The 25,434-nt window shown below is 56.3% G+C and carries 18 protein-coding genes and 1 pseudogene; 15 read left to right on the plus strand and 4 right to left on the minus strand.

The annotated features are described in order from the left end of the window. Positions 1-307: 307 nt before the first annotated feature. The 5 genes from trmB (at position 308) to K0A93_03500 (ending at position 4,993) form a co-directional block, all read left to right on the plus strand. Positions 308-1,009, plus strand: a complete 702-nt coding sequence (trmB, locus tag K0A93_03480; GenBank protein ID MBW6511167.1) for a tRNA (guanosine(46)-N7)-methyltransferase TrmB — start codon at positions 308-310, stop codon at positions 1,007-1,009. Beyond that, complete coding sequence (truD, locus tag K0A93_03485; GenBank protein ID MBW6511168.1) at positions 1,002-2,195, plus strand: tRNA pseudouridine(13) synthase TruD; 1,194 nt, start codon at positions 1,002-1,004, stop codon at positions 2,193-2,195. The genes trmB and truD overlap by 8 nt, the downstream gene beginning before the upstream one ends. An 84-nt stretch (positions 2,196-2,279) precedes the next feature. Further along, positions 2,280-2,606 carry a DUF4212 domain-containing protein gene (locus K0A93_03490; protein ID MBW6511169.1) on the plus strand — a complete coding sequence of 109 codons (327 nt, stop codon included), beginning with the start codon at positions 2,280-2,282 and terminating at the stop codon, positions 2,604-2,606. Between the two features lie 11 nt (positions 2,607-2,617). Next, a complete protein-coding gene (locus tag K0A93_03495; protein ID MBW6511170.1) occupies positions 2,618-4,126 on the plus strand; it encodes a cation acetate symporter in 1,509 nt (502 codons plus the stop codon). A gap of 60 nt (positions 4,127-4,186) precedes the next feature. Continuing rightward, positions 4,187-4,993 (plus strand): sugar phosphate isomerase/epimerase, encoded by an 807-nt coding sequence (locus K0A93_03500; GenBank protein MBW6511171.1) that lies wholly within the window; start codon positions 4,187-4,189, stop codon positions 4,991-4,993. 1 nt (position 4,994) lies between these two features. Here K0A93_03500 and K0A93_03505 read toward each other — a convergent pair whose 3' ends face one another. Further along, on the minus strand, positions 4,995-5,450 hold the full coding sequence (locus K0A93_03505; protein ID MBW6511172.1) for a universal stress protein: 456 nt from the start codon (positions 5,448-5,450) through the stop codon (positions 4,995-4,997). A 295-nt stretch (positions 5,451-5,745) separates the two neighbouring features. Between K0A93_03505 and K0A93_03510 the strand changes: the two genes are divergently transcribed. Further along, on the plus strand, positions 5,746-6,525 hold the full coding sequence (locus K0A93_03510; protein MBW6511173.1) for an IclR family transcriptional regulator: 780 nt from the start codon (positions 5,746-5,748) through the stop codon (positions 6,523-6,525). Positions 6,526-6,604: 79 nt separating this feature from the next. Then, positions 6,605-7,408 (plus strand): alpha/beta fold hydrolase, encoded by an 804-nt coding sequence (locus K0A93_03515; protein ID MBW6511174.1) that lies wholly within the window; start codon positions 6,605-6,607, stop codon positions 7,406-7,408. On the opposite strand, the gene coaE is transcribed toward K0A93_03515, so the two are convergent. After that, positions 7,383-7,997, minus strand: a complete 615-nt coding sequence (gene coaE / locus K0A93_03520) for a dephospho-CoA kinase (GenBank protein ID MBW6511175.1) — start codon at positions 7,995-7,997, stop codon at positions 7,383-7,385. The genes K0A93_03515 and coaE overlap by 26 nt on opposite strands. Before the next feature lie 289 nt (positions 7,998-8,286). On the opposite strand from coaE, the gene K0A93_03525 reads away from it, so the two are divergent. The 8 genes from K0A93_03525 (at position 8,287) to K0A93_03560 (ending at position 23,334) form a co-directional block, all read left to right on the plus strand. Further along, positions 8,287-10,113, plus strand: coding sequence for a long-chain fatty acid--CoA ligase (locus K0A93_03525; GenBank protein ID MBW6511176.1), 1,827 nt, complete (start codon positions 8,287-8,289; stop codon positions 10,111-10,113). A gap of 142 nt (positions 10,114-10,255) precedes the next feature. Beyond that, positions 10,256-11,917 (plus strand): HEAT repeat domain-containing protein, encoded by a 1,662-nt coding sequence (locus tag K0A93_03530; GenBank protein MBW6511177.1) that lies wholly within the window; start codon positions 10,256-10,258, stop codon positions 11,915-11,917. Continuing rightward, positions 11,910-13,223, plus strand: a complete 1,314-nt coding sequence (locus tag K0A93_03535; protein MBW6511178.1) for an HD domain-containing protein — start codon at positions 11,910-11,912, stop codon at positions 13,221-13,223. The genes K0A93_03530 and K0A93_03535 overlap by 8 nt, the downstream gene beginning before the upstream one ends. A gap of 279 nt (positions 13,224-13,502) precedes the next feature. Next, the gene (locus K0A93_03540) at positions 13,503-15,293 is read left to right on the plus strand and encodes an autotransporter assembly complex protein TamA (protein MBW6511179.1); all 1,791 of its coding nucleotides are present in this window, start codon (positions 13,503-13,505) and stop codon (positions 15,291-15,293) included. Beyond that, a complete protein-coding gene (locus K0A93_03545; protein MBW6511180.1) occupies positions 15,290-19,219 on the plus strand; it encodes a translocation/assembly module TamB domain-containing protein in 3,930 nt (1,309 codons plus the stop codon). The genes K0A93_03540 and K0A93_03545 overlap by 4 nt, the downstream gene beginning before the upstream one ends. A 132-nt stretch (positions 19,220-19,351) precedes the next feature. Further along, positions 19,352-19,648: a succinylglutamate desuccinylase/aspartoacylase family protein gene (locus tag K0A93_03550; GenBank protein MBW6511181.1), complete on the plus strand. Its 297-nt coding sequence runs from the start codon at positions 19,352-19,354 to the stop codon at positions 19,646-19,648. A gap of 180 nt (positions 19,649-19,828) precedes the next feature. Continuing rightward, positions 19,829-20,884 (plus strand): magnesium/cobalt transporter CorA, encoded by a 1,056-nt coding sequence (gene corA / locus K0A93_03555; protein ID MBW6511182.1) that lies wholly within the window; start codon positions 19,829-19,831, stop codon positions 20,882-20,884. Continuing rightward, positions 20,884-23,334, plus strand: coding sequence for a mechanosensitive ion channel (locus K0A93_03560; GenBank protein ID MBW6511183.1), 2,451 nt, complete (start codon positions 20,884-20,886; stop codon positions 23,332-23,334). The genes corA and K0A93_03560 overlap by 1 nt, the downstream gene beginning before the upstream one ends. A gap of 58 nt (positions 23,335-23,392) precedes the next feature. On the opposite strand, the gene trxB is transcribed toward K0A93_03560, so the two are convergent. Next, on the minus strand, positions 23,393-24,343 hold the full coding sequence (gene trxB / locus K0A93_03565) for a thioredoxin-disulfide reductase (GenBank protein ID MBW6511184.1): 951 nt from the start codon (positions 24,341-24,343) through the stop codon (positions 23,393-23,395). Positions 24,344-24,346: 3 nt separating this feature from the next. Next, positions 24,347-24,595 (minus strand): annotated as a pseudogene (gene grxC, locus K0A93_03570) (glutaredoxin 3). Between the last annotated feature and the right edge of the window lie 839 nt (positions 24,596-25,434).

Genomic DNA, 25,434 nt, shown 5'->3' on the forward strand with positions numbered 1-25,434 from the left:
TGCAGGATAAAATTGAAAACGGTGGTGAACAGATGTCTTGCTCGTTCAACTTTGCCAGACGTTAAGGTGGCGTAAGAAATGCGGCAAGGAGGGCGTGAAACTTTTCACCGCAGCTGATGACTGGCGGTATTTTCCGATCAATTACATTCATAATTCCACGAATTATAAACAATTATCGTTACAATGTAAACGCGTAACTTTCCGGTCCGTCCGGCTGCGGTCAGTTGGCTTCGTTCTTGCCACCCCACGCTGTACATGCTAGTGTTACAATTTTTTGGTGCTGAATCAGTATGTTGGAGTATCTCTTATGACCCAGAGAGTCATTGAAATCAACTCACCGTCATTTGTCTGTGAACAACAACTTGCGGCGACTGCCGGGGTTGCGGAACTTTTTCCGGTAGAGCAGCCGCTGGTCCTTGAAATCGGCTGCGGGACCGGTCACTTCATCGTCGACCTGGCACGGCAACAGCCGCACCGGAACTACCTGGCGATCGACATCTACAATAAAGGGTGCTACAAGACCTGCGCCAAAATCGATGCAGCGGGGCTTGATAACGTGCGCGTCCTGCGCATGGAGGCGCGCTATCTGCTTAACCGTTTTTGTGCGGCTGACTCACTGGCAGCGGTCTATGTCAATTGTCCTGATCCCTGGCCAAAGAAACGTCACCGCTATCGGCGTCTGGTCAACGGTGATTTTTTGCGGCTGCTGCTCTATTATCTGCATCCGCATGGCGAATTCTTCTTCGCTACCGACTTTACCGATTACGCCGCGGATGTTGCGGAAATTCTGCCTTTTCATCCCGGCTACAGAAACCGTCAACCGACCTCGTTTTCCTATCAACTGCCCGGCTATCCGTCTTCAAAATACATGCGGCGTTTTCTCGATCAGGGGCAGCCGATTTACTATTTCCATTATCAACGTGTTGCCGACTTCAAGATCCGTGTCGATGAATTACCCGAGATTGTTCAGGGCTTCCGGATCCGCTGGGGAAAGGCCGCCAATGCCTGAGTACCTGACCGTCGGTGTGGCGGGGATCGGTGGTACGATCAAGGAAACGGCCACCGATTTTTGTGTCGAAGAGGTAGCGCTCTATCGTCCGTGCGGTGCCGGGGAGCATCTTTACCTGTGGGTCGAAAAGACCGGCATGACGACGTTCGATCTGGTGCGCAAGCTGGCGCGGACCTGTCGCATCAGTGAACGGGAGATCGGCTACGCCGGGATGAAGGACGCTCGCGCCACGACCCGCCAGTGGTTGTCGCTCCCCGCTGCCACCGCGCCGCGCATCACCGAACTCGATTTACCCGGAGTGAAGGTGCTGGAAACCGGACTTCATGGCAACAAGCTGCGGCTCGGTCATCTGGCGGGCAATCGTTTTGAAATTCTCATTCGAGGCGTTGCCGACGACGCTGTTAGCAGTGCCGAAAAAATTTTCAAGCAACTGGAGCACAGCGGCGTTCCGAACCTTTTCGGGGAGCAACGCTACGGTATTCTGGGGAATTCTCACCGCATCGGGCGCGCTATTCTGGGGGGCGATTTTGACGCAGCGGTGCAGGAAATCATTGGCAACCCGGAGCTGATCCGTACCGAGGACTGGCGCGTTGCAGCCCAGGCGTTTCGTGATGGTGGTCCGGCGGCGGCACTGCCACTGATGCCGCGACGCATGAATCATGAATGCATGCTGTTACGCGAGATGAGCAAAGGGGTGACCGCGAAAAAAGCGTTGTTACACTTGCCCGCGAAGCTGTTGCGCCTTTATCTTTCCGCCTGTCAAGCGGAGTTGTTCGATCGATTGCTCACTGCTCGCCTCCCCGATCCGGGACAGTTGCTCCCCGGTGACATCGCCTGCAAGCATGCCAACGGTGCTTGTTTCAGAGTGACTGACCTGACCGCCGAACAGGCCCGCGCGGATGCGTTCGAGATCAGCCCCACCGCCCCACTCTTTGGTCACAAAGTGATGCTTGCCGAGGAGGAAGCCGGGCGCCGCGAAACTGCCGTACTCGATGCCAGTGGCCTGACGCTGGAAGCGTTTCGTCTGGAGCAGGGGCTGGGGATGGCCGGGGAGCGTCGCCCGCTGCGGGTACCGGTCAATGCGATCGGCTACACCCTTGAAGCTGAAGGGTTGCGGGTTCGTTTTATGTTACCCAAAGGGTCGTTCGCAACCAGTCTGTTGCGCGAACTGATGAAAATCAGTTGAGAGATGAAAAATATTTTATTTTCTGCCATAATCTCCCGGTACAGGTGAAGCTTCCCTGCTTCGGCCCAACTGGAAGGAATGTGAATGACGACTGAACCGGCAAATAAAGGTGACAATAACCGGGTTAATTTCTTTTTGCCACAAGCGGGCTTCATGCGACACGAGGTACGGCTGATCAAAATCATGCTCGCTGCCTGGCTGTTGGGCTCCTTCGGTTTTCCGTTATTGCTGGCTGACTCACAGCATAACCTGTTGGGTGAAAGCTTCCTGACCGAGGGGAATGTCTGGGGGTTCCCCCTCCATTTCCTGGTCTCCGGTCAGGGGGTCATCCTCTTCTTTATCCTGATCTGTTTTCTGTTCAATGCGCTGATGGATATGTTAACTGCTCGCCGCCGGGGGCGGCGACGCTGAATGGTGCACTAATGCCCGACTTTGCTTTCAAACCGATCGCGCTGCTGATTCTGCTTGCCGTTCTGGGATGTTCACTCCTTGGTGGCCTGGTCAGTCGTGCCAGAAATGACGAATATTATTGGGTCTCCGGTGCCACCGCCGGTCGCGCCGGAATCGGTGCCGCGATTGCATCAAACTGGATGAGTGCTGCTTCCTTCCTCGGTATCGCCGGGGTCTTTTACCTCAAGGGCTATCTGGGGATGGCCTACGTGGTCGGCTGGACCGGCGGTTACGTGTTGTTGCTGGTTCTGATGGGGAATCAGATTCGGCGGTTCGGTAAATATACCGCGCCGGAATTTGTCGAAGCGCGTTACGATTCACCTTACGCGCGTCTGATCGCGGCGATTATTGCGATTCTGATCACCCTGGTTTATTGCACCGCGCAATACAAAGGTCTGGGGCTGGTCTTTGCCTGGATGTTCGGTTTTGACTACACGACCTCGCTGGTACTCGGCGTGGCGGTTACGTTGAGCTATCTGACCATCGCCGGGGCGTTGGGTGCGCGGCGCAAACAGCGTATGCACTACGCTGTACTGATCATTTTTTTCCTGCTGCCGTTGATGATTATCGCCTACTATCTCGACTATTTCTGGCTATTGCCGCAGATCGGTTACGGAGAGGCTCTCCGCGATCTGGGTCAGGGGGGGCAAGGGGACTGGATGGCACCCTGGAAGTACGCCTCTGTCTATGAGTGGATTGCTCTTTGTTTCACGCTGATGGTTGGAACTGCCGGATTGCCGCATGTACTCACCCGCTTCTATACGGTGCCGAATCTTCGCGATGCGCGCTGGAGTGTCGTGTGGGGGATATTCTTCATCGGCCTGTTGTACTGGAGTGCACCGGCCTACGCCGTTTTTGCCAAGATCATGGAACTCCGTGATGGTCTGGGGGCAGCACAACCTGCGGATCTGGTTGTTATTCTGGCCGCAGAGCGCGCCGGAATCCCGGTCTGGGCCGTCGCCATGCTGGCGGTTGGCGGTGTTATCGCAGCAATCTCGACCGTGGTTGGATTGCTGATCAACGGTGCGGGGGCATTTGCCTACGATATTTATTTTCGTCTGCTCAAGCCGGATGCCTCGCAGCAGCAGCAGATGAAGGTTGCTCGCATGACAACGCTGCTCCTGGCAGCACTGGTGGTGGTGCTGGCGATCAACCCGCCGGGACTGATCGCCGAGATTACTGCGGTGGCTTTTGCGCTGGCGGGGAATACGCTCTTTCCGGTCTTTCTGTTGGGGATCTGGTGGAGTCGCGCCAACAAATACGGCGCGATTGCCGGGATGCTGAGTGGCATCGCCATCACCATCGGCAGCCTGCTGTTGGCCTGGTGGTCGCCAGAGCTGTCCAGATTTTTGCCACCGACCTCTTCAGCCTTTATCGGCGCACCGGTCGTTGCGCTGGTTATGGTCGGGGTTTCACTGGTGACACCGGCACCACCGGAACGAATCACCCGCTTTTTGATTGAAAAAGTTCATCAGCCCTGAGTGTACCATTTTTCTGATGAGCCCAACCTCCAAAATTAATAGAAAAGCGTTTTATTTCAGATGAAACTGGTCATGTCAGCGGGGACGTTACATACTCTGCCGCTGGCAAAAACATTTGAAATTGCTCGTGATACCGGTTTTGACGGCATTGAAATCATCGTCAATCATGATTTTCGCTTTGCCGACAACGCGGGAATGGTGCGTGACCTGCAACAGATTCTGCCGGTGATGGCGTTGCATGCACCATTTTTTCAGATCGATGGTTGGGGGGACAAGGTTCGGCAATTGTATAAAACTGTCGATCTGGCACAGGCCACCGGCATTCCGCTGGTCAATTTCCACCCCCCCTGCTGGCTTGGGCTGGAGCTGAAGTTCTGGCGCTGGGTGATGAAAATAAGCGATTTTCAGGCGGAGATTGGCGGTGGTGACGTCGTGATCACCATCGAAAATATGCCGCGCCAACCAGCGCTCAAAATCAATCCCTACGTATTTTCACAAACGACCCACCTGATCGATTTCATGCGCGCCCATAACCTTTTTTTGACTTTTGACACGGCCCACATGGGCTCGACCAATGCCAATTTCCTGCACGATTTTCACCTCTTTTACAACTCCACAAAAATGCGCAACATTCACTTCTCTGATTATGGCTACGGGCGCGAACATCTGCTGCCGGGACGCGGGATATTGCCTCTGACACGGTTTCTGAACCATCTCAGCGAAACCGGCTATGATGAGACAATTACGCTCGAATTGTCGCCCTATGAACTTCCTGAAGACGAAGCGGGAATTCGTGCGGCGCTGGCAGAAGTCTACACCTATCTCTGCCAGGAGACGCGCCTCCCGGGGCAATGCGCGGTGGGATAAACTAACGCACGATATAGACGGAATGACGAGAGTGGAGGGCGATTTTCGTTGACACGCTGCCGAGCAACGTGCGCTTGACCCGACCGACACCTGAGGAGCCGATCACGATCACATTAATATTGTTGTTTTCGGCAAAAAGCATGATTTCTTCAGCCGCGTCACCGTAGCGTACCACACACTCAAGAGGCGTGCCCGATTCGCGGGCGGCTTTTTCGACAACGTAAAAGATGCGTTGGCGTTTTGCTTCCCAGTCGGGCAGTTCGGTAGCGAGTGGTTTGGGGAAAAAATCGGTAAATGATGGGTTGTGATCACCGGAGAGGATCAGAATGGCAAATACCTTGCTTTTGAAACTGGATGTCGAATTGCTTATCCCCAGGCGAACGGCTTCTTCGGCGGCCTTGTCCGATTGAGGTGAACCGTCGATCGCCACCAGGATATTTTTCCCAATATTCAGCATGTAACGTGCTCCAGAATGATCTGCCAGGTTCAATCTAACGGAACCTTGAAGAGCTGTCAAGCGGTCGTCAAAACATAAAATATACAAAATTTTCCAATCTCTGTTGACATTTATAGAACAACATTTTATTATCCGCTAAGGGCATTTTAAAAATGGCGTTTATGTGCTGCGACGAGGGGTCGCGGCTATACATATTTCGCATTAATTCCCATTCTTCTTGACATGCGTAGATGAACTCTTATCATAGGACGATAAATTACTGTAATTTCGCGAATACAAAGAAGGTGATATTGCCATGGCAAAAAAAGAAAAATCCGAATATATCATTCAGGCGGTTTCTCATGCCCTCGATCTTTTGGAGCAGTTCCACGAGGAGGTTGATGAACTGGGGGTGACCGAACTTAGCAAGCGCTTGAAATTACACAAAAATAATGTTTTTCGGCTCCTTGCGACACTGGAATCGCGCGGCTATATTGAGCAGAACCGGGCGACGGAAAACTATCGCCTGGGGCTCAAGTCGCTCGAACTCGGCCAAACCTTCATCAAGCAAATGGGCTTGCTCCGCCAGGCAAAACCAATTCTTGACGGGATTGTCGGCGAATGTAATGAAACAGCCTACGTGGCAATCTTTAAAGAGGGGTATGTTGTCTACCTTGATGTGGTTGAAACCAACCTGACCGTGCGCGTGGTGTCGCGCGTCGGTTCGCGCCTGCAATCATACTGTACCGCGTCGGGTAAGGCACACCTTGCCTATCTCTCGGATGAAGAACTCGAAGCGACCTTGCCGACCGAGCTTAAAGCCTATACTCCGCAGACAATTACGTCGTTGGACGCACTGAAAAAAGAATTGCGCAAGGTTCAGGAGCAGGGCTACGCGATCGATGATGAAGAGCTCGACCCGGGGGTCCGTTGTGTTGCCGCCCCGATCAGAGACTATACGCGCCGGATTGTCGGCGCGATCAGCATTTCAGGTCCGTCGATGCGGCTTAGTGATGAGCGGATCACGCAAGAGATGGTGCCGCTGGTGCTTGGTGCAGCCGAAGATATGTCGACGCGACTTGGCTATAATAAGTAAACTTTTCAGCAGGTTATCGGTTCACAGGCCCGCCTTTTCTGATGGTGGGCCTGTTGCGTTAAGGGGGGCACCAGGCAAGATGAAGGTGCTTGATGCTGTCGCGGTGATGCGCGCTGAAGCGATGCAGGCCGGAGTCGACAATGTTGCCAATCGACCTTTTTTACTGACGCCTGAAGAGCCGACGGAGCGGGCCGTGTTGCTGGTTCATGGCTTCACCGCGAGTCCGTGGGAGATGCTTCCGGTCGCCGAGTATTTACAGACTGTCGGCTTTGCGTCACTGGCCGTACGCCTCGCCGGTCATGGCACTTGTCCTGAAGATCTGGCGACGCGGCGCTGGCAGGAGTGGCGAAATGATGTGGCCGTTGGCTATCGGCTGCTGGCAGAAAATTATCGCCAGGTCTTTGCCGTCGGAGTCAGTACCGGCGCACTCCTTTTGCTGCACAGGTCGTTGACTGATCGCTATGTCGGGTTGACGCTGATTTCCCCCTATTTGCGACTGCGGCACCAGCTGGCACCCTGGGCCGACTGGTTGCACCGCTTCATTCCCTACCAACGCGTCAATCATGCGTCAACGGCGGCGCCCTATTATTACCCTCGTCGACCGTTGGCGGGAGTCGCCCAGCTGAACCGTCTGGTGGCACAGATCAAGACGGAACTGCCAAAGATGAAAACTCCGACGTTGATCCTTGGCGGGGGCGGGGATCGAACGATTGATGTCGGCAGTACGCGAACCCTGTTTAACCGGTTGGGCGCGCCAGACAAGACCTGTTATCAATTCGGCCAGGAAGCGACGCATGTCTTGTGTGCTCCGGAGAGCCCGGTGCAGGGCGAAACGTTGCGCCGCATCGCTGAATTTTTTAATCGCCAGGAAGCTGACAAGTGACGGTGAGTTGATGATAAAGCGCGCTGACCTGAGCACGGGTTTTAGCGCGTGATCCGGAATTATCGATCACATAATCGGCCCGTGCCACCTTTTCCTCCTGCGGCATCTGCGCCGCAATCCGGGCCGTAACCGCAGCGTTATCAATACCGTCACGACGAGCTAGCCGGCGGCGCTGCAGTTCAGGGTCGATGCTGACCATGAGAACAGCATCGACGCGATTTTCCGCGCCAGCTTCAAAGAGCAACGGGGCTTCGTAGACAATCAACCGTTTGCCGGCGTTTTTCAATTGTTGCAAGGTCAATTCCGCCAGCGCGGCGATTGCGGGATGAATGATCTGGTTCAGATCGCGGCGTGCTGCGTGGTCGGCAAAGATGATCTCAGCCAGTCGTGCGCGGTCAAGTTCGCCATGCGTGGTGATGATGGCTTCACCGAAGCGCTGACGCAACGCCTGCAGGGTCGGTCGTCCCGGTTCAACAACGGCGCGTGCCAGATCATCAGCACTGACTACCGGCACACCGAATTCTTTAAAAATAGCGGAGACATAACTTTTACCGGAGGCGATACTGCCGGTGATACCGAGGACCATGATCAAAATCCTTTGGTGAAGGGTTAGTGAGACCTTTTCTGATCGGGCATTATTTGTCAACGAATTTTTCAATTTTGATATACTGGCAGCCTGTCACCCATAATCTTTCGCATCTTGCTTGTTCTTTGCCGCGTCAGCTACGTTCCGATTCCAGCTGCTTAGCGATGGCTAGGCAACAGAAATCGCGCCTTGCTGACACGTCAAAGCCCTGTGCAATCCCTCGAAATCCTATGGGTTACAGGGGACTGGTCAGCAGCAGTACTGTCTGTCGAGTTTATCACAGGAGGTTGCCATGGCCCGGACGATTTCCCAGATATTTTTCACGCTCGCGACAGAACGCGGTGAACGAACCGCTTTGCGCCGCAAACGGGAAGGAACGTATCGATCAATATCGTGGTTTGAGATGGCCCGCGAGGTACGGTTGTATGGCCGAGGGGTGCTGAATTGCGGCATTGAACCGGGTGACGGGGTCGCGATTATGTCTCCGAACTGTCCGCAGTGGGCCTATGTCGATCTGGCCACCATGGCCTGTGGTGCCCGCACTGCTCCGGTTTATCACACCGAGGATGAGGCAACCTTACGTTACATCCTGCACGATTCCGCCAGTCGCCTCCTGTTTCTCTACTCGCCGGAACTCGGTGTGGAGTTGATCGATCACCTTGCCACCTTGCCTCAACTCCGCCAGGTGGTGATGCTCGACGGAGCGGTTGACCACCCTCTCTTTGTCACCCTTGATGAATTTCTCCGTAGCGCGGAGAATGGTTCGGCGGAGCTTTTTACAGAGCGGTTGACAGCAGGACGAGGTGACGATATTGCAACATTGATCTACACTTCGGGGACGACCGGAACGCCAAAAGGTGTACTGCTGAGTCACGCCAACTTTTTATCGAACATCGATGCCAGTATCGAAGCGTTTGCGATCGGAGAAGAGGATGAATGCCTCTCCTTCCTGCCGCTGTCACATGTGTTCGAAAGAATGGCCGGTTACTATCTGATGCTGATTCAGGGCGCGGTGATCAGTTATGCCGAGAGTATTGACACGGTCCCCGCCAATATGGCCGAAGTGAAACCGACCATTGTTGTCAGTGTTCCACGCCTCTATGAAAAAATGTATGCCCGGATACTGGATCAGGTTTTGTCCGGTTCCTGGTTGCGTAAACAGATCTTTTTCGGTGCTTTGCATGCCTGTAAACGGTATGTGCAGCTGAAACTGTCCGGAGAACAGCCCGGGCGGCTGCTCAGTCTTGGCGTCAAGCTTGCCCGCCAGGCGGTTTTCAGCAAGATTCATGAGCGCCTCGGCGGACGGCTGCGGTTTTTTGTCTCCGGTGGTGCACCGCTTGCGGCGGAGATTGCTGAATTTTTTCTTGCCGCCGGAGTACCGATTTATGAGGGGTATGGGCTGTCCGAAACATCGCCGGTCATCGCGGTGAATACGCCGACGGCGCTACGCCTCGGAACGGTGGGGCGGCCGATTTCCGGCACCGAAGTCCGGATTGCTGCCGACGGCGAAATCATGGTCCGCGGTCCAGGCGTTTTTCACGGCTACTGGAATAAAGCTGAGGAAACAGCTGAAGTCCTTGGTGCCGATGGTTGGCTGGCAACCGGTGATATCGGGGTACTGGATCACGACGGCTATTTGATGATTACCGATCGAAAAAAAGATTTGATTGTAACCGCAGGTGGAAAAAATATCGCCCCGCAGTTTCTTGAAAACCTCTTCAAGGGCGACAAGTATCTTGCCAACGCCATGGTCTACGGTGACGGCAAACCCTACCTGACGGCACTTCTGGTGCCCAACTTCGATAATCTCGAAGCTTATGCAAAATACAAAAAAATCAACTATTTGAATCATTGCGACATGGTCAATCACGCGCGCATTCTGGATCTGATCCGGCGGCGGATTGACCAGTTGCAGAAGGCGCTTCCCTCTTATCAGAGAATCAAGCGATTTACACTGATTGCGCGCGACTTTGCCTCTGCCGAGGGGGAAGTGACCCCCACACTAAAGGTCAAACGCAAGGTTGTCTTCAACCATTTTCGGCGTGAGTTGGAGGATATGTATACCCTTTCGGCGCAAGGTGCCACAGATCGAGGGTTCTGTATTATTGACAATGAATGAGACGAGCGCCGCCGTCGGCTGCCACGGTCTTTACATCTTATCCAGAAAGCAGTACCTTTAACGTTGTCTGAATTTTCAATCAGGCATGTTGAATTGATATCGGGATGTTATCAACAAGGTAAAAACCTGAACAATTATTACTATGGGAATACAGAAACAACATCTTCTCGAAGACGCGCTAAAGGGACTTGACCGGATGGTCAAGTCCGGACGCTTCTATCCCGAGGGACATCCGGCTCTTGCTGCTGCAACGGAAGAGGCCATGATTGCTTTTCGGGCGCTGGTCGCGGATGAGGATGCTTTTGTCTTCACCGTCCGTCGTGAAGTCATTCTGCTCGACGACAAGCCGCTGGTGACGGAAAACCCGGCCGTTAAAAAAATGGCCGCACTGCTCTTCTCGCGGCGGATTAATCGCCTGCTGATCCAGGCTGATGTCAAGGTGGAGGATATCCTCACGCTGGTGCGCTGTCTTGCGCTTGATCCGGCAACCATTCAGGCTCGGGGGGGCATTCAGGAAGTGTTGTATCGCGAACGGGTGACGACGCTCTGGACCAATGAAATTGATATGGAGGAAATCCTCGCAAAGCGTGAGGAATTGGCGCAGGCTGAAACCACCGGGAGCATTTCGGGCGAGCCAGCGATTGCCGACGCGTCGCCACCCGCAGATGCAGGTGGAGGTGTGGAGGGGGGTCATACGCTCGACAACAACACCGACCAAGGCAAGGAAGCAGAAGCGGGTGCGACCGCAGCAGCCCAGCCACAACCGGTTAACAAGAACTATCTGTGCGAGCTTCTTCAGGCGCTGCGTGGTGCGCAGGATGATGAGCACTATTGTGCCTTGTTGCGTGAAATTCCGGCAGCCGTTCGTGACAGCCTGACCGCCGAATATCGCACTGAGATCTTCCAGACGCTGGCGCTGGTCTGCCGGGTGGTGGGAGAAAACACCTTATCGGAAGAACGTCACAAAGTCGCGCAAAGTGTGCTTGGCGACCTTTGTGCCAACGATTTATTTGATTATCTGCTCGATACTGTCTGCGACAAGAGTCTGTCTGAGGAGCTTCAGCTGTATGCCCAGAAAATCACAATTTTTCTTAAAGCGCGTATCGGTCCTCGGGTTATGCATCGGCTGGTCGACGCGGAAGATGCTTCCGCACGCCGGATACTGACCGCACTTCTTTCTCGCTTCGGAAAAAATGCATTACCTATCGCGCACGAATATCTGCACGACGAGCGTTGGTATGTGGTGCGCAACGCAACAATTGTGCTGGCAGAGTTGCGGCTTCAGGACGCGGTTCCAGATCTTGCCGCGCTCTTGACCTACGATGATGTTCGGGTGCGTCGTGAGGCGGTGCGTGCGCTGACCCGCATCGGTGGTGATCAGGCCGTAGCAATTCTGATTGAATCGTTGTCCGGTGGGGACGCTGATCTCATTCGTCAAGCGATGCTGTCGCTTGGCGCAATGCGCAGTACTGCAGCCATCCCCGCTATTCTGCGGCTGCTTGAAGACGACACGAGCATGCTGAAAAATTTTGAACTGAGCAGGGATGCCATTCGGGCGCTGGGTGAAATCGGTGCCGAGACAGCGGTCCCCCGATTAAGCGAGATCATCGCCATGAAAAGGTTCTGGAAGCGTGGACAACTTGACGAATTGCGCGCGACGGCGGCACACAGCCTTGGCGACATCATGGGTGATGCGGCGCGTCAGGCACTCGAATCGGCGACCACAGACCGCACCCAGAGTGTCGCTCAGGCGGCCCATCATGCCCTGAAATTACTGAACAAGAGAATACCGACTGATGACTGAAAGCTACCTCAAGATTATTCAAAGTTTTGTCGCCAGCTTAAAAGGATTGCGCCTCTATCCCGCCCAACATCCAGCGGTGCAGCGCCAACTTGGAGCGTTGCTGGAGGGGCTGGAGGGGTTGTTCTTTGCACGTCCCGTGTTGCGAATCGGCAATGTTGACGGCTCTCTTTTTTGCGAAGATCACCTGTTTGTCGATCCTTCTGCGGTGACTGAAGAGATGGGTCATCTGTTAAGCGAACGAAAAATCGAAAGAATTGAATTTTCGCGTGGCGTCGACATTGAGGAGCTGCGGCAGTTTACACAAATATTTGTGCAGCAGCGTGCGGATAGCGATGTTGCTGCCCCGGTGCTGACCCACATTCGGGTGATCAGTACCGAAACAACCACTGTTGCCAAGAAGGAAAGTCCGCGCGAAGTCTACGGACGGGCGTTGCAGGTAATGGACAATATCTTCCAGGATGTGCGTCTCGGCGCGATCCCCTCGACCGTCGAGATCATCGGCGTGGTCGAGAGTATGGCCAAGTTGACCATTGAAGACCCCTCCGCGCTCTTTGCCCTGTCGATGCTCAAGGATTATGACAACTACACCTTTACCCATTCGGTCAATGTCGGCGTTCTGGCCCTGGCGGTCGGTCGAGCCTGCCGTGTTTCAGAAGAGGAACTGCGCTTGCTCGGTATAGGCGGGTTGTTGCACGATCTGGGCAAGTTGAAAATTGATATCGGCATCATTACCAAACCGGGAAAACTGACCGATCTGGAGTTCGGAAAAATCATGGAGCACCCCGCTGAAGGGGCGGCCATTGTTCAGGCCATGGACCAGGTTCCTGCGCAGGTAATCGATATTGTCCTGGGTCATCATTTGCGCTACGACCGCCAGGGGTATCCGCCTGCTGCGCGTGACCGGAAGATGTCACGGCTGGTCGATATGACGGCCATTGCCGATACCTATGATGCATTAACGACATTGCGCTCCTACCAGCGACCGCTGACACAACGTGAAGCCGTAAAGCGCTTGCGTGAACTCAAATCGACCGCTTTTCACCCCGAATATACCGAGATGTTCACCACATCCCTGGGCCGTTTCCCGGTTGGGACACTGGTGCGCCTTGATGATAATACGATCGGGCTGGTCATAAAAGTCGGTGAAAAGGACCCGAACTCGGTCAATTTAAAGCTGCTGATCGATGCGCACGGGGTGAAATATACCGATAACCGGCTGCTGAATCTTGCCGGTGCCGAGAGTCGCCGGGTTGCTGGTGAAGTTGAACCCTTTATCGTCGGCATCGACGTTAGCGAACACCTCTGATTAGCTTCAAACAGTATTTTCCGGGCCGTAATCCGAAGATGCAAAGTTGTACGCCTCCCCTAATCGCTTCACCAGCACCAGAGTGACCCGGCAACCCCCTTCAACCTGATCATCGACCCGGCAATCGCCCCGTGTCACGGTGGCAGTGCTCCCCTGCTGTCATGACCCGCACCATTAATGCCCTTGCCGCGATGGCGAGAAAACATATCCCGCAATGTTAACCGGTTCTGTTATAATCAGGATGCCTTGACTTTGTCCTCGAGCCACAGTGAGCACCATTTGAATAATCACCTGCTGTCCCGGACGGGACAGATCCTCCTGACGGTCACCTGCGGTCTGCTCCTTGTGATCAGTCCGGCTGCCGCTGCGAAGCAGAAATCGTCGTTGCAGCTGCAGGTTAGCGGAGTGACCGATGAGCTGGAAGAGAATGTAACCACCGCGCTGGTGCTGCCGCCGCTCCTGGCGCGGTCGGGACGCATCGAGCCGCGCTGGCTCCGGCGTTTTGTTCAACAGGTCCCCGCACTGGTCAGCGAAGCGCTCAAGCCTTACGGCTACTATCACGCCCAAACCACAACCTCGACCGAGACGTTCAATGATTCCGACAAAACCCGCCTCAATGTGGCGATCGTGCCGGGAGAACCGGTGCGGATCAAGACGCTAACGATCACCATCGCCGGGCCGGGTGAAGATGAACTTGCACTACAAAAGCTGCGCGAATTCCGCCCGCTTCAGGAGGGGGCGATCCTGCGCCAGGATTATTATGAAATCGCCAAAGGTGCGTTGCTGGCCCGCTGTATCGATCTGGGCTACCTCAGGGCGGCCTTCATTCGTCACCAGATTCTGCTCGACCTGGCGAACAACCGGGCCGAGATCGACCTGGCCCTCGACACCGGTCCGCTCTTCCGTTTCGGCGCGGTGACAATCAGCGGTGCGCCGAACTATCCGGGGAACTTTTTGCGCCGCTATCTGGCGTTTAACCCCGGTCAACCCTTTTCCTATGCCCGCACCGGCCAGACCCAGCTCAATTTTCTCAACTCTGACCGCTTTCGCACCGTCACCGTCACCCCGCTGACGAGCGGGGAGGAAATTAACCCGATTCCGGTTGATATCATTCTCGAACCGACGGCGCGACGCAAACTTCGTCCCGGGGTCGGCTTCGGCACCGATACCGGCCCGCGTTTCACCCTTCAGTACCGCGACCTCAACGTGCAGCAGCGTGCCCATGAACTGACCACCGAGCTGATGATCGCCAGGCAACGCCAGCAACTGACAGCCTCCTACGTGCTCCCTGGTTTACACAACATAAACAACCAGACCGCGCTGCACCTCGGTGCGGAACGGGACCAACTGGACACCTACGAAAACCGCATCTACAGCGCTGAAATCGAGCGGCAGAAAATCTTTTTAAACGGCAACCAGGGAGCGCTCTTTCTGCGTCTGACCCAGGAAGACGCGGCTCTCGAAGGGAAGCGAACCTCGCGGGCGCAGATGCTGATTCCGGGCTTCCGCTGGTCGCGACGGAAGCTCAACGATGAACTGCGCCCGAGCAGCGGCTATCAGTATCAGCTCGAAGTGCGCGGCGCGCATGAAAAGGTCGTCTCTGATACCACCCTGCTGCAAACCATTGTCTCCGCCAGCGCGGTGCAGCGGCTCCCCTGGTCATTCCAGCTGATCGGGCGCGTGAAAGGGGCCGCAACGCTGCAAAACGGCACGATCGACGATATTCCCGTGTCGCTGCGCTTTTTCACCGGGGGGGACCGGAGCGTGCGTGGCTATGCCTACCAGAGCCTCGGCCCCACCGACGCCAACGGTCAGGTTATCGGTGGTCGCCACCTGCTGATCGGCAGCCTGGAGCTGGAGCGCAATATCAACGAAGACTGGGCGCTCGCCGCTTTCTTCGACACCGGCAACGCCTTTAACCAGCGGGCAGATTTTGAGCGTTATGATGGTGCCGGACTGGCGGTGCGTCGTTACACCCCGGTGGGACCGATCAAGCTCGATCTGGCCCGCACCGTGGGGCAGCCGAAGGTCTCTTACCGGCTGCACTTCAGCATTGGATTCGGCTGGTGAGCCGCCGCACCGGTTACCGCATCGTCGCCGTCCTGGTGCTGCTGCTCAGCATCACGGTGGCCGCCGGATACTGGCTCCTCGGTACGCCGCAGGGGGGGCGCTGGCTGCTCGGAGCCGTTGCCCGCAGTGCGGCAGCGGAGTTGACAATTACCACCGTCGAGGGACGGCTGTGGGATCGGTTGAGACTGACGGGACTGACGCTGCGCCAGGCCGAGCAGTCGCTGCGACTTGACGAACTGACCCTGCGCTGGAAGCTGCGGGAGCTGCTGAGCGCCCACCTTGAGGTGACGGAACTGACTGTCACCAAAGGGACAATCGACTGGTTCCGCACCCCGGTGAAGACCGACCCGACGCCGCAAGACGCCGCCTTTTACTGGCCGCAACTGTCGGACTGGAGCCGTCGCATTGCCGTTGACGTCGAGGCTCTGGAAGTGCACCAGCTGCACCTTATCCTCCCCGCCACGGAACTGGTTGTGGAGCGCTTCGCTGTCGCCGCCCACTGGCGGGAGGCAATCCTGACTCTGACTGACCTCGATTTGGTTACCCGCGCTGGACATTTGCACGCCGACCTCAGCGCCTCCTTTGTTCAGCCGTTGCTCCAGCTGAACGGCTATGCCGAACTGAACGCGGCGGTGGCCGAAATCGACCGCGTCGACTTCGCGTTAACGTCGACCCCGCAGCCACAATCCACAGTGCAGAGCGGCACGTTTCAGATCACCGCAACGCACGGTGAAACGCCGCTGGCCAGTGCTGCGGCCACCTTGACCCTCACCCCCGCGCAGCTGCGTTTGCAGCCATTGCGCATCGAGCGGGCGGGGCGGGCGGGGGCGCTGACGGGGCAGCTGCTGCTGGATCTGCCGCTGCCGTCGCGCTTCGCGCTGGCGCTCAACACCAGCGACCTTGATCTGGCCGAAGAACTCGGTCTGACCACCGACCTGCACGGCCAGCTCAAGCTCCAGGGGAATCTGGAACAGGCTTCCGGACAACTGTCGTTCGTCAACCGCGCTGACGACTGGCGGGCATTTGACCTCGCCACTGCCGTGACGGTGCGGCGCAGCGGCGCGACGTTTTCACTGCTGCGCTGCGCGTGGCTCGGCGGTCAGCTCAGTGGCGCGGTCGAGGCCGACTGGCAGCAGCAGCCAAGGCTCCTTGCTACCCTCGCTGGCCGCAACCTCGATCCCTCGCTGGCGTGGGCGAGTTTGACCGGAACGCTGAATTTTGATTCGATAGCCACCATCGAACTGACCCCGGACGGTCGACCCGACATTCAGCTGGATGCCGGGCTGCTCGACTCGATCGTGTGGAATCATCCGCTGACCGGCCAGATCGATGCCCACCTGAGCGGCGACGAACTGACGGTGACGGCGCTGGAACTGGAGGGGCAGGGACTGAACTTGAGCGCTCACGGTGAGCCCGCCCGACGTATCGACTTTGACGCCACCGTCGTCGATCTTGCCCGCTTTTCGACCGGGGAGACGACTTTGTCTGGCAGTGCCGCTGCTGCGGGCTGGCTGCGCTACGCGACACCGGGAATCAGTAGCGAGTTCAGCGTGACAACCACCGGAATGTCGTTCGCCGACCTCGACCTGAGCGCCGCCACCCTTGATGCGCAGCTCGCCGCCGAGGGGACGCTGGCCGCCACGCTGACCGCCAGCGACGGTCGCTATGGCAATCTCCACTTCGATACCCTGCGTCTCGATCTTGGCGGACAGCGGGAGCAGCACACCCTGCACCTCAACCTTGCCGGGAACAAGGTTCACGGCGACGTTACGGTAACCGGGAGTTATGACACATCGATGTGGAGCGGCACGCTCGACCGGATCAACCTGACCGGGACCGACTTCGGCACCTGGCAACTTGCCGCTCAGGCCCCCCTTACCGTCAGCCGTGCGGAGGTCACCCTTCTCCCGCTGCGTCTGACCAGCAACGGGGAACGCACGATCGAGATCGAAGGCGTGCTGCGTAATAACGAACTGATGCACGGCGAGGCGCGCTGGAACCAGCTGGATCTGGCGCTGAACCAGCTCTGGCTGGAGGAACCGCGCCTTACCGGAACCAGCAGCGGGGAGTTGCGCGTTGACCAGGGGGCGGCGGGACATCTTGCTTTCACCGCCCGGCAGCAGGCCCACGGCACTCTTCGTTGGGACGACTTGAGTGTGGCTGTCACCGACCTGACCCTGACTGCCAGCGGCGACGACAGCGGCTTTAGACTCGCCAGTGAGCTGCTGCTGGCCGATGGCGGACGCCTGCACGGCCGGCTCGGTTCCACCGCGCCGCTACGCTCGCTCCGGCCGCAGGAAGGAACGGTTGACTGTAACTGGGAAGGGCTCGACCTGGAACTGGTGCGCTCCTTCATTCCGCCGCCGTTCCGCCTCGACGGCACCCTCCGCGGCGAGGTTGCCGGGCGCTGGTTCGCCGGTGAGCGCCTCAACCTGAGCGGTTCTGCGGCGATTGATGGCGGCCACCTGCACTGGCAGGACGGAGGAAAGGAGGTCAGTTTTGCCCTCGCCACCGCCGGACTGGACTGGCGCTGGTACGATGCAGCGCTGGCCGGCAAACTGAAGCTGGCGTTGACCGGGTACGGAACGGCCAATGGCTCGTTTCACCTGCCGCTGGCGGCCCGCTTGCCGCCAGTCTTTGGCCCCGACGCTCCGTTCACCGCGCAGCTGACCGCCGCACTTGGCGAGCAGGGGTTGCTGGCGGCGCTCTTCCCCGAGCTGGTCAACGCAACCCGTGGTGAGCTGACGGTTGAGTTGAACGCAGTCGGCAGCTGGCGCGAACCGCAACTTGCCGGGGAGTTGACGCTGGCGCACGCGGCCGGGTATCTCCCCGCCGTCGGTATCGAGCTGACCGATATCTTTGGCGCGGCGCGGCTGGACCCCGCCGGCAACGGCACCCTGCGTGTGCAGATGCATTCCGGTGCCGGACAGATCGAGCAGCAGGTTAACTTTCAGGTCGCCGCCGGTCGGATCGCTGCTTTTGAGGGCACCCTCAAGGGTGATAACTTCCGCATCGTCCACCTGCCAGAAATTGAAGTCATCTGCACCCCCGACCTGCGCTTTCAGGGACAACAGGACAAGATCGAGCTGCGCGGCGAAGTGCTGGTTCCCGAGCTGCGTGTTGAAGGGCGAGATAAACGGGAATTGGTCCGCCCGAGTCGCGATGTCCGGCTGGTCGGGGAATCGACAACGCCTCCGCGATCCGTCACGAAATCGCCCTGGGAGGTGGATGGACGGGTCAAGATCGTGCTCGGCGACCATGTGTTGGTCAAGGCGGGGGGCGTTGATGCCCGTCTCAGTGGCGCCGTTGAAGTCGCCGCCACCAGCGCCAATGACCTGCGCGGCTGGGGGCGTATCAATGTTGCCCAGGGACAATATTCCGGCTACGGAGTATCGCTCAATATCGAACGCGGGACGATCCTCTTCGCCGGGGGACCGATCGACCTCCCGACCCTCGACATTCTCGCCCTGCGCACCATTGGCACCGTCAAGTCCGGGGTCCTTATCTCCGGCACCCCGCGCAGGCCGGTGATCAAGCTCTACGCCGAGCCGACTATGTCCGAGACCGATATCCTCTCCTATGTGGTGCTTGGCCGCCCCATGGATAGCGGCAGTGCCCAGATCGATCCGCTGATGACCGCCGCCGGACTGCTCCTCTCGCAGGGGGAGTCGGCCATGGTTCAGGATCGCCTCAAGCGGATGTTCGGCATCGACGTGATCGCCGTCAGCGCCGGTAACGGTGAAAATTCGATGGTCACCCTCGGTAAATACCTGACCCCCGATCTCTATCTCAGCTTCGGCAAGGCCCTCTTCGGCGAGACCAACCTGGTGCAAATGCGCTACAGGTTTTTCAAACACTGGGATCTTGAATCAAGTTTCAGCGATGAAAGTGGCGCGGACATTCACTACCAGATTGAATTTGATTGATGCCTTCGCAAAAAAACGGCTGAGTCATTTAATCCATTACAAAAACAACCGAGCCCAAAATTTTCGCCACAGTCACTATCGCGTTGCTATCGTTTGTATTTCTGACATAATTCGTTAGCGCGTAACACGGAGCTGCTTTATGAAGCAGGGGAAGCCTTCCATTTTGATGAGCTGTCGATCCGTACCGGACTGCGCGGGATTATTGCGGTGATGCGCGCAATCGACATGTTGCCGCGCGGCAGCAGAGAAGAACAACGCACGACGGTATTTCGGGCTGACACCTCAAAATGGGTTCGGGCGCCGATCAGCGGGATGGTCACAACAATCATTCCGGTCGGCAAATCGGTCAAAAAGGGGGATTTTCTTGGACTTATTTCCGATCCGTTCGGTGAAAATGAACAGCCGATCTATGGCCCTTTGCGGGGCTGATCGTTGGCCGACTGGAATTGCCGCTGGTTTATCAAGGCGATGCGCTCTTTCACATTGCGCTCGTTGACGGAAATATTTTCGGCAATCAGATCGTCGCAGATCTGGTGTCAGCTCTTGATCAGGAATATTTCTGGCCGCAATTACAGTAAACTTGACAGCACCACAGCTGCAGGGGGATTCATGGTGGGACACCACGTAAAACAGGTCGGGCTGCCACCCGGCAGTCTGATCCATATCGGCGAGGTCAAAACTGCTCGCCCGACGCTGTCGATTATCGACTTCAGCCCTGCCCACCACGCGCACCGCACCGATGTTACCCTTGCCGAGTGTCTTGCCGTGAAAGAAAGTCCCTGGGTCAGCTGGATCAATCTCTACGGCATCCATGACGTAGAACTGCTCCGCGCCCTCGGCGAAGGTTTCGGGATTCACCCGCTGGCCCTCGAAGACATCCTCGACACCGCCCATCGTCCGAAAATCGAGACCTTTGATGACTACACACTGATAATCCTCAAGATGCTGTCATTTAATGACGAACAGGGCGAAATCGAGACCGAGCAATTCAGTTTCATCTTCGGTGAGAACTATGTCCTCTCCTTTCAGGAACGCCCCGGCGATGTGTTCAACGCGGTGCGCGAACGGCTGCAGAAAAAGAGTGGCCGGATCCGTTCCCGGGGGAGTGACTACCTGGTTTACGCCCTGATCGATTCGCTGGTTGACCATTATTTCCACATTCTCGAAAAAATCGGCGATCACCTTGACATTCTGGAACAGCGACTGATTGAAGAGACCGATTGCGACAGTCTCAACCGCATCCATTTTTTCAAAAAAGAGCTCCTCCTGCTGCGCAAGGCGATCTGGCCGTTGCGTGACGTCACCATCGAAATGCTCAAGGATGAAAGTGACCGGATTCACCCGGACACCCATATTTTTCTGCGCGATCTCCACGACCACGTCATCAAGGCGATCGATTCGGTCGAGCTGTTTCGCGACACGACCTCCAGCCTGCTTGATCTCTATATGTCGATCAGTGGTAACCGGATGAACGAGGTAATGAAGGTGCTGACGATCATGGCCTCGATCTTCATTCCGCTGACTTTTATCGCCGGGGTCTACGGCATGAATTTCGAACTGATGCCGGAGCTTAAATGGCGCTGGGGCTACCCTGCGGCATTGATCCTGATGGCCAGCAGCGCGGTGGGGCTGCTGATCTTTTTTAAACGCAAAAGGTGGCTGTAATGTTGCGTCGCGCTCAGCTCAAACGATTATGTCGGCAAGTGCCGGGCAGCCTTGCCCTCATGGCGCTGCTGCTGGGCGTTGGCGCCGGAGCGGCCTGGTCGGAAACTGTGCCGGCCGAGACGCCAGCCGCATCTGCCGTGACCGAAGCGGCGCTTTATCCGGGGCTGGAAGAGGTCGTCCCTGAGGCGACGACGCTTGACGGTGCCGCAGTTCTTGCCCAGCAGCAGATAGAGACCTTGCGGCAGACCACGGCCTTCAGTGCCCGTGTCGAAGAAATGCGCACCAACTGGCAAAAGGAAAACGCTAAAATTAAAGAACTCGGTGTGCCGATCGACTGGCCGGTCAACCGCCTGTTTAATGTGCGCGCCTATCTGGAGGGCGAAGAACGTGATGTCGTTCAACTGCTGAATAAAATTGCCGAACCTTTGAAGGTGCTGGAAGAGCTCAGGAAAAGCTGGGGGAATAAAAAGGACTTCTGGCAGGGGTGGGAGAAATCGCTCGTGGATTCCGGGGCAAAAGTGCCCAAGGCAACATTTCGCGATGTGCACAACAAAATTCGTGAGGTACTCGAACGGGTCGCCGAAGCTTCCGCTGTGCTGCTCAAATTACAGGAAAATACTTCACAAATCAATCAGGAGATCATCTCTCTCAAAGAAAAAATTGACGGCGAACTGACCGCCCTCAAAGCAAGCCCGTTCCGACGCAATGCCCTGCCTTTGCTCAGCAGCGAGTTCTTTGCGCAGTTTAATACCGAGCTGCTGACAAAAACCATCGCTGGTACGAAAGCCGCGCTGCACGTCAAAAGTACTTTTTTTGCACGCCAGGGGTGGCTGCTCATCCTCCAGGCGCTGCTGTTTGTCGTTCTGCTTGTCCTGCTCCGCCACCTGGCAGCGACCACCGCCGACAAAGCTGAAAACTGGCAATTCATTTTTCAACGACGCTACTCCGCGGCACTTTTTATTTCCCTTGCCGCACCTTATCTGTTTTATGTTTCTCCGCCGCCGCTACTCTACCTCGGTGTCATGCTGATCGCCACCATCTCGGCTGCCCGACTGGCTGGTGAGCTTCTGTCGGAAGGACACCAGCGGCTCCTCACCTACACCCTCGCGGCGCTTTTTATCGTTTCCAAAATATTCACCACGCTGGCCCTGCCATCGCCCCTCTATCGCCTCTATCTGAGTCTCATGGCGGTCTGCGGTATTCCCTTTCTTTACTGGCTGGGACGTCAGCACCGGCAACACGTCACCGACGGAGTTGACCGTTATCTGACCCTGCTCTACAGCGGTACAATCATCTTTCTGGCGACCTTGACTGCACAGATCGGTGGTTTTGCGGTCTTCTCCATCAATCTGGTTAATTCCACTATCGGCACAGTTTTTCTGATGCTTTTCACATTGATGACATTGCGCATTGCTGAAGGGGCCATCGACCTGCTCTTCAGTAGCCACGCTCTGGGCACAACCCGTTTTGTCAAAAATCTGGGGACGCACGCAAACACCCGCCTGATCCGTTTGAGTCGATTCATAATTTTTACTATCGCCAGTCTTTACCTGCTGGAAGTGTGGGGCTTGTTTAGTGACATTAGCGCTGCCTGGCTTTACCTGATGGGACTGGAACTGATCATCGGTGAATTTCATCTGTCGATCAAAACGATCGTCCTGATCGGAGCGGTCCTCTATTTTTCGATTCTGCTCTCCTGGTTTTTCCAGTCATTTCTCGAATCACAGTTCTTTTTCGGCAAACGGATCGATCGCGGGGTCAGGGACGCCTTTAAAAAGCTGAGCCACTACGCCATCGTGCTGGTCGGTTTTATCGCCGCCATGACCATGGCCGGCATTGAGCTGCAGAACTTTGCCATTCTCGCCGGTGCGTTCGGCATCGGCATCGGCTTCGGTTTACAGGATATCGTCAACAATTTTGTCAGCGGTCTGATTCTGTTGTTTGAGCGTCCGGTCAAGGTTGGCGATGCCATCATCATCGACGGACAATGGGGAACGATCAACAAGATCGGCATGCGTTCAACGGTCGTTGAAACCTGGGATCGCTCGGAACTGATCGTGCCAAATTCGCACCTGATTTCTGAAAAGGTGCAAAATTGGACGTTGTCGAGCAACATCTCGCGGGTCACCATCAAGGTCGGTGTGCACTACGGAACAGACATGGAAAAGGTCATCAAAATTCTCAATCAGATCGGCGTCGGGCATCCGGCGGTGGTCGATGATCCCGCGCCATCGGCGATTTTTACCAATTTCGGCGACAGCTCGATTAATTTCGAATTGCGGGTCTGGGTCGATGACATCAGTAACCGCCTGGTGGTCATCAGCGCGCTGGGGATTGCGATCGGCAAGGCGTTCAAAAAAGCAAAAATTGAAATTCCCTATCCGCAACGTGACCTGCACCTGCGCAGCGTGGCCTCCGCTATCACGCTGTCGCAACCGCCGGACAAATAAAACGGGGCCACGGCTTTTGCCGTGGCCCCGCAGCATCAACCTGCCCGGTCGTTCGGTGTTACTCCTGTTCAGCCAACCACCGTTCAGCATCAATCGCGGCCATGCAGCCGGTTCCGGCAGCGGTCACCGCCTGACGGTAGACCGCATCCATCACATCGCCACAGGCAAATACCCCGGCAATATTCATCTTTGACGAACCCGGCGTCGTCACCAGGTAGCCGTTATCATCCATATCAAGCACGCCCGCGAACAGCGTGGTATTCGGAGTATGGCCGATGGCAACGAAGAGGCCGGTAGTGCCCAGTTCACGCGTTGCGCCGGTGTTGACATTCTTTACCCGCAGGTCCGTCATCCCCTTCTCCTCATCGCCCAGCACTTCATCGACCACCGTATCCCACAGGATCTCGATCTTGGGGTGAGCAATCGCTCGTTGCTGCATGGCGTGGCTGGCGCGAAACGCGTCGCGGCGATGAATCAGGTAAACTTTTTCACAAATCCCCGCCAGATAGAGCGCTTCCTCCAGCGCGGTATCGCCGCCGCCAACCACCGCCACCGGCTGATTGCGAAAGAAAAAGCCGTCACACGTCGCACACGCCGACACCCCGCGGCTCATATATTTTTTCTCACTCTCCAGCCCGATATATTTGGCGGTGGCACCGGTGGCGACGATCAGGGCATCACAGGTAAAGAGTGACTTCCCCTCCCACAACCGGAACGGTCGCGCGGCAAGATCGACCCGGTCAATGTGCCCGAAGTGGATTTCGGTGTCAAAACGCAACGCCTGCTCCTCCATGCGTTGCATCAGTTCGTTACCATCGATCCCCTCGGGAAAACCAGGGAAGTTATCAACCTCGGTCGTCGTGGTCAGTTGCCCCCCCTTGGTCATCCCGGTGATGATCGCCGGAGCCAGATTGGCGCGCGCGGCGTAGATCGCGGCAGTGTACCCGGCCGGGCCGGAGCCGAGGATGATCAACCGATGATGGCGGAACGTTTGCTGCCCCGCCTCGATCCCGAGTAAGGCGTTCAACTCGCCCTTTTCTTCGAGGGCATAAAGGTCGTCACAACCGCCGACATGGGTATCCCCGATAAAGATCTGCGGCACAGTTTTGCGCCCCTGGGTACGCTCCAGCATCACCTCCCGCTGGGCAGGATCTTCATCGATACGGATTTCCTCAAAGGGGACATCTTTCGATTTCAACAGTTCTTTGGCTTTGACACAGTAGGGACATTGCTGCTTGGAAAAAATGACCACCTTCTTCATTGATGACTCCTGTTTGCTCTGATCAATCTGGAAGTTGTGCAAAATGCGAAAGGGTCGCGCATGTGTTGCCGACGACACTATGTAAAGTACCATTCCGGACGTGCTTAGACAACCCTCCCTTTTCCTGAGGAAAATGATTAATTTGTCGGGACAATCCAAATCTGGATCGGTATCGAAAAGAAATGACACCTGAGCACAAAAATATCGACGTCTACCGACTTTGACCGATGATGCGGTTCAAGGTGATTGACGGCAACAGCAAGAACGATTTCGCTCCCGATAGCGATTTCGATATTAACACCACAAAAGCCACCGCAGCCCTTGCAACGGTTGGGGGGGATTGCTCTTGAGTGATGAGCGGGGATGGATTAGGGTGTGGGAACTTGCATCGGTTGAGGGTTTGCAATGGGTCGGGATTTGGAGGAAGATTGGGACGCCGCGCTTGCGGTTGATGACAGTGGTGCGGCTTTTTGTGTTTTGGCAGTGAGTGCTTTCTACAAGGTGTAGCTCTGGCCCTGTTGGTTCTAAATGTCAAAATATCAGCTACGTCCCCTTTCACAAAACTCCGGATACCCGCAAGGGGCATCCCTACAAAACCAATTCGCGTCCGGTTGGTCGTTCATCGTAGGGGCACCCCTCGCGGGTGCCCTGGGTTGCGGGTCGAAAGAATCATTGGTGGTCGATTGATTTTTGCAGTTGAAGGATGAAACATGAACCGGCGGGTTTCGTCCCGCCAGCCGACATCCTTTTGCCCGGCAGCAAAAGGATGCAAAAGTGCCTGCGCTCGCAGCGGGCATGGTGGTCGCGTATCGCTGTGATTTTAATCAGGGGAGAACGAA

The organism is Desulfuromonadaceae bacterium, assembly GCA_019429445.1.
Classification (GTDB): domain Bacteria; phylum Desulfobacterota; class Desulfuromonadia; order Desulfuromonadales; family JAHYIW01; genus JAHYIW01.

Excerpts from the sequence above, each read along its gene's own strand:
- K0A93_03530 (MBW6511177.1), top strand. The coding sequence starts at position 10,256 with ATGGGAATACAGAAACAACATCTTCTCGAAGACGCGCTAAAGGGACTT.
- K0A93_03505 (MBW6511172.1), bottom strand. The coding sequence starts at position 5,450 with ATGCTGAATATTGGGAAAAATATCCTGGTGGCGATCGACGGTTCACCT.
- K0A93_03510 (MBW6511173.1), top strand. The coding sequence starts at position 5,746 with ATGGCAAAAAAAGAAAAATCCGAATATATCATTCAGGCGGTTTCTCAT.
- K0A93_03495 (MBW6511170.1), top strand. The coding sequence starts at position 2,618 with ATGCCCGACTTTGCTTTCAAACCGATCGCGCTGCTGATTCTGCTTGCC.
- corA (MBW6511182.1), top strand. The coding sequence starts at position 19,829 with ATGGTGGGACACCACGTAAAACAGGTCGGGCTGCCACCCGGCAGTCTG.
- truD (MBW6511168.1), top strand. The coding sequence starts at position 1,002 with ATGCCTGAGTACCTGACCGTCGGTGTGGCGGGGATCGGTGGTACGATC.
- K0A93_03535 (MBW6511178.1), top strand. The coding sequence starts at position 11,910 with ATGACTGAAAGCTACCTCAAGATTATTCAAAGTTTTGTCGCCAGCTTA.
- K0A93_03490 (MBW6511169.1), top strand. The coding sequence starts at position 2,280 with ATGACGACTGAACCGGCAAATAAAGGTGACAATAACCGGGTTAATTTC.
- K0A93_03515 (MBW6511174.1), top strand. The coding sequence starts at position 6,605 with ATGAAGGTGCTTGATGCTGTCGCGGTGATGCGCGCTGAAGCGATGCAG.
- K0A93_03500 (MBW6511171.1), top strand. The coding sequence starts at position 4,187 with ATGAAACTGGTCATGTCAGCGGGGACGTTACATACTCTGCCGCTGGCA.
- K0A93_03560 (MBW6511183.1), top strand. The coding sequence starts at position 20,884 with ATGTTGCGTCGCGCTCAGCTCAAACGATTATGTCGGCAAGTGCCGGGC.
- K0A93_03525 (MBW6511176.1), top strand. The coding sequence starts at position 8,287 with ATGGCCCGGACGATTTCCCAGATATTTTTCACGCTCGCGACAGAACGC.
- trmB (MBW6511167.1), top strand. The coding sequence starts at position 308 with ATGACCCAGAGAGTCATTGAAATCAACTCACCGTCATTTGTCTGTGAA.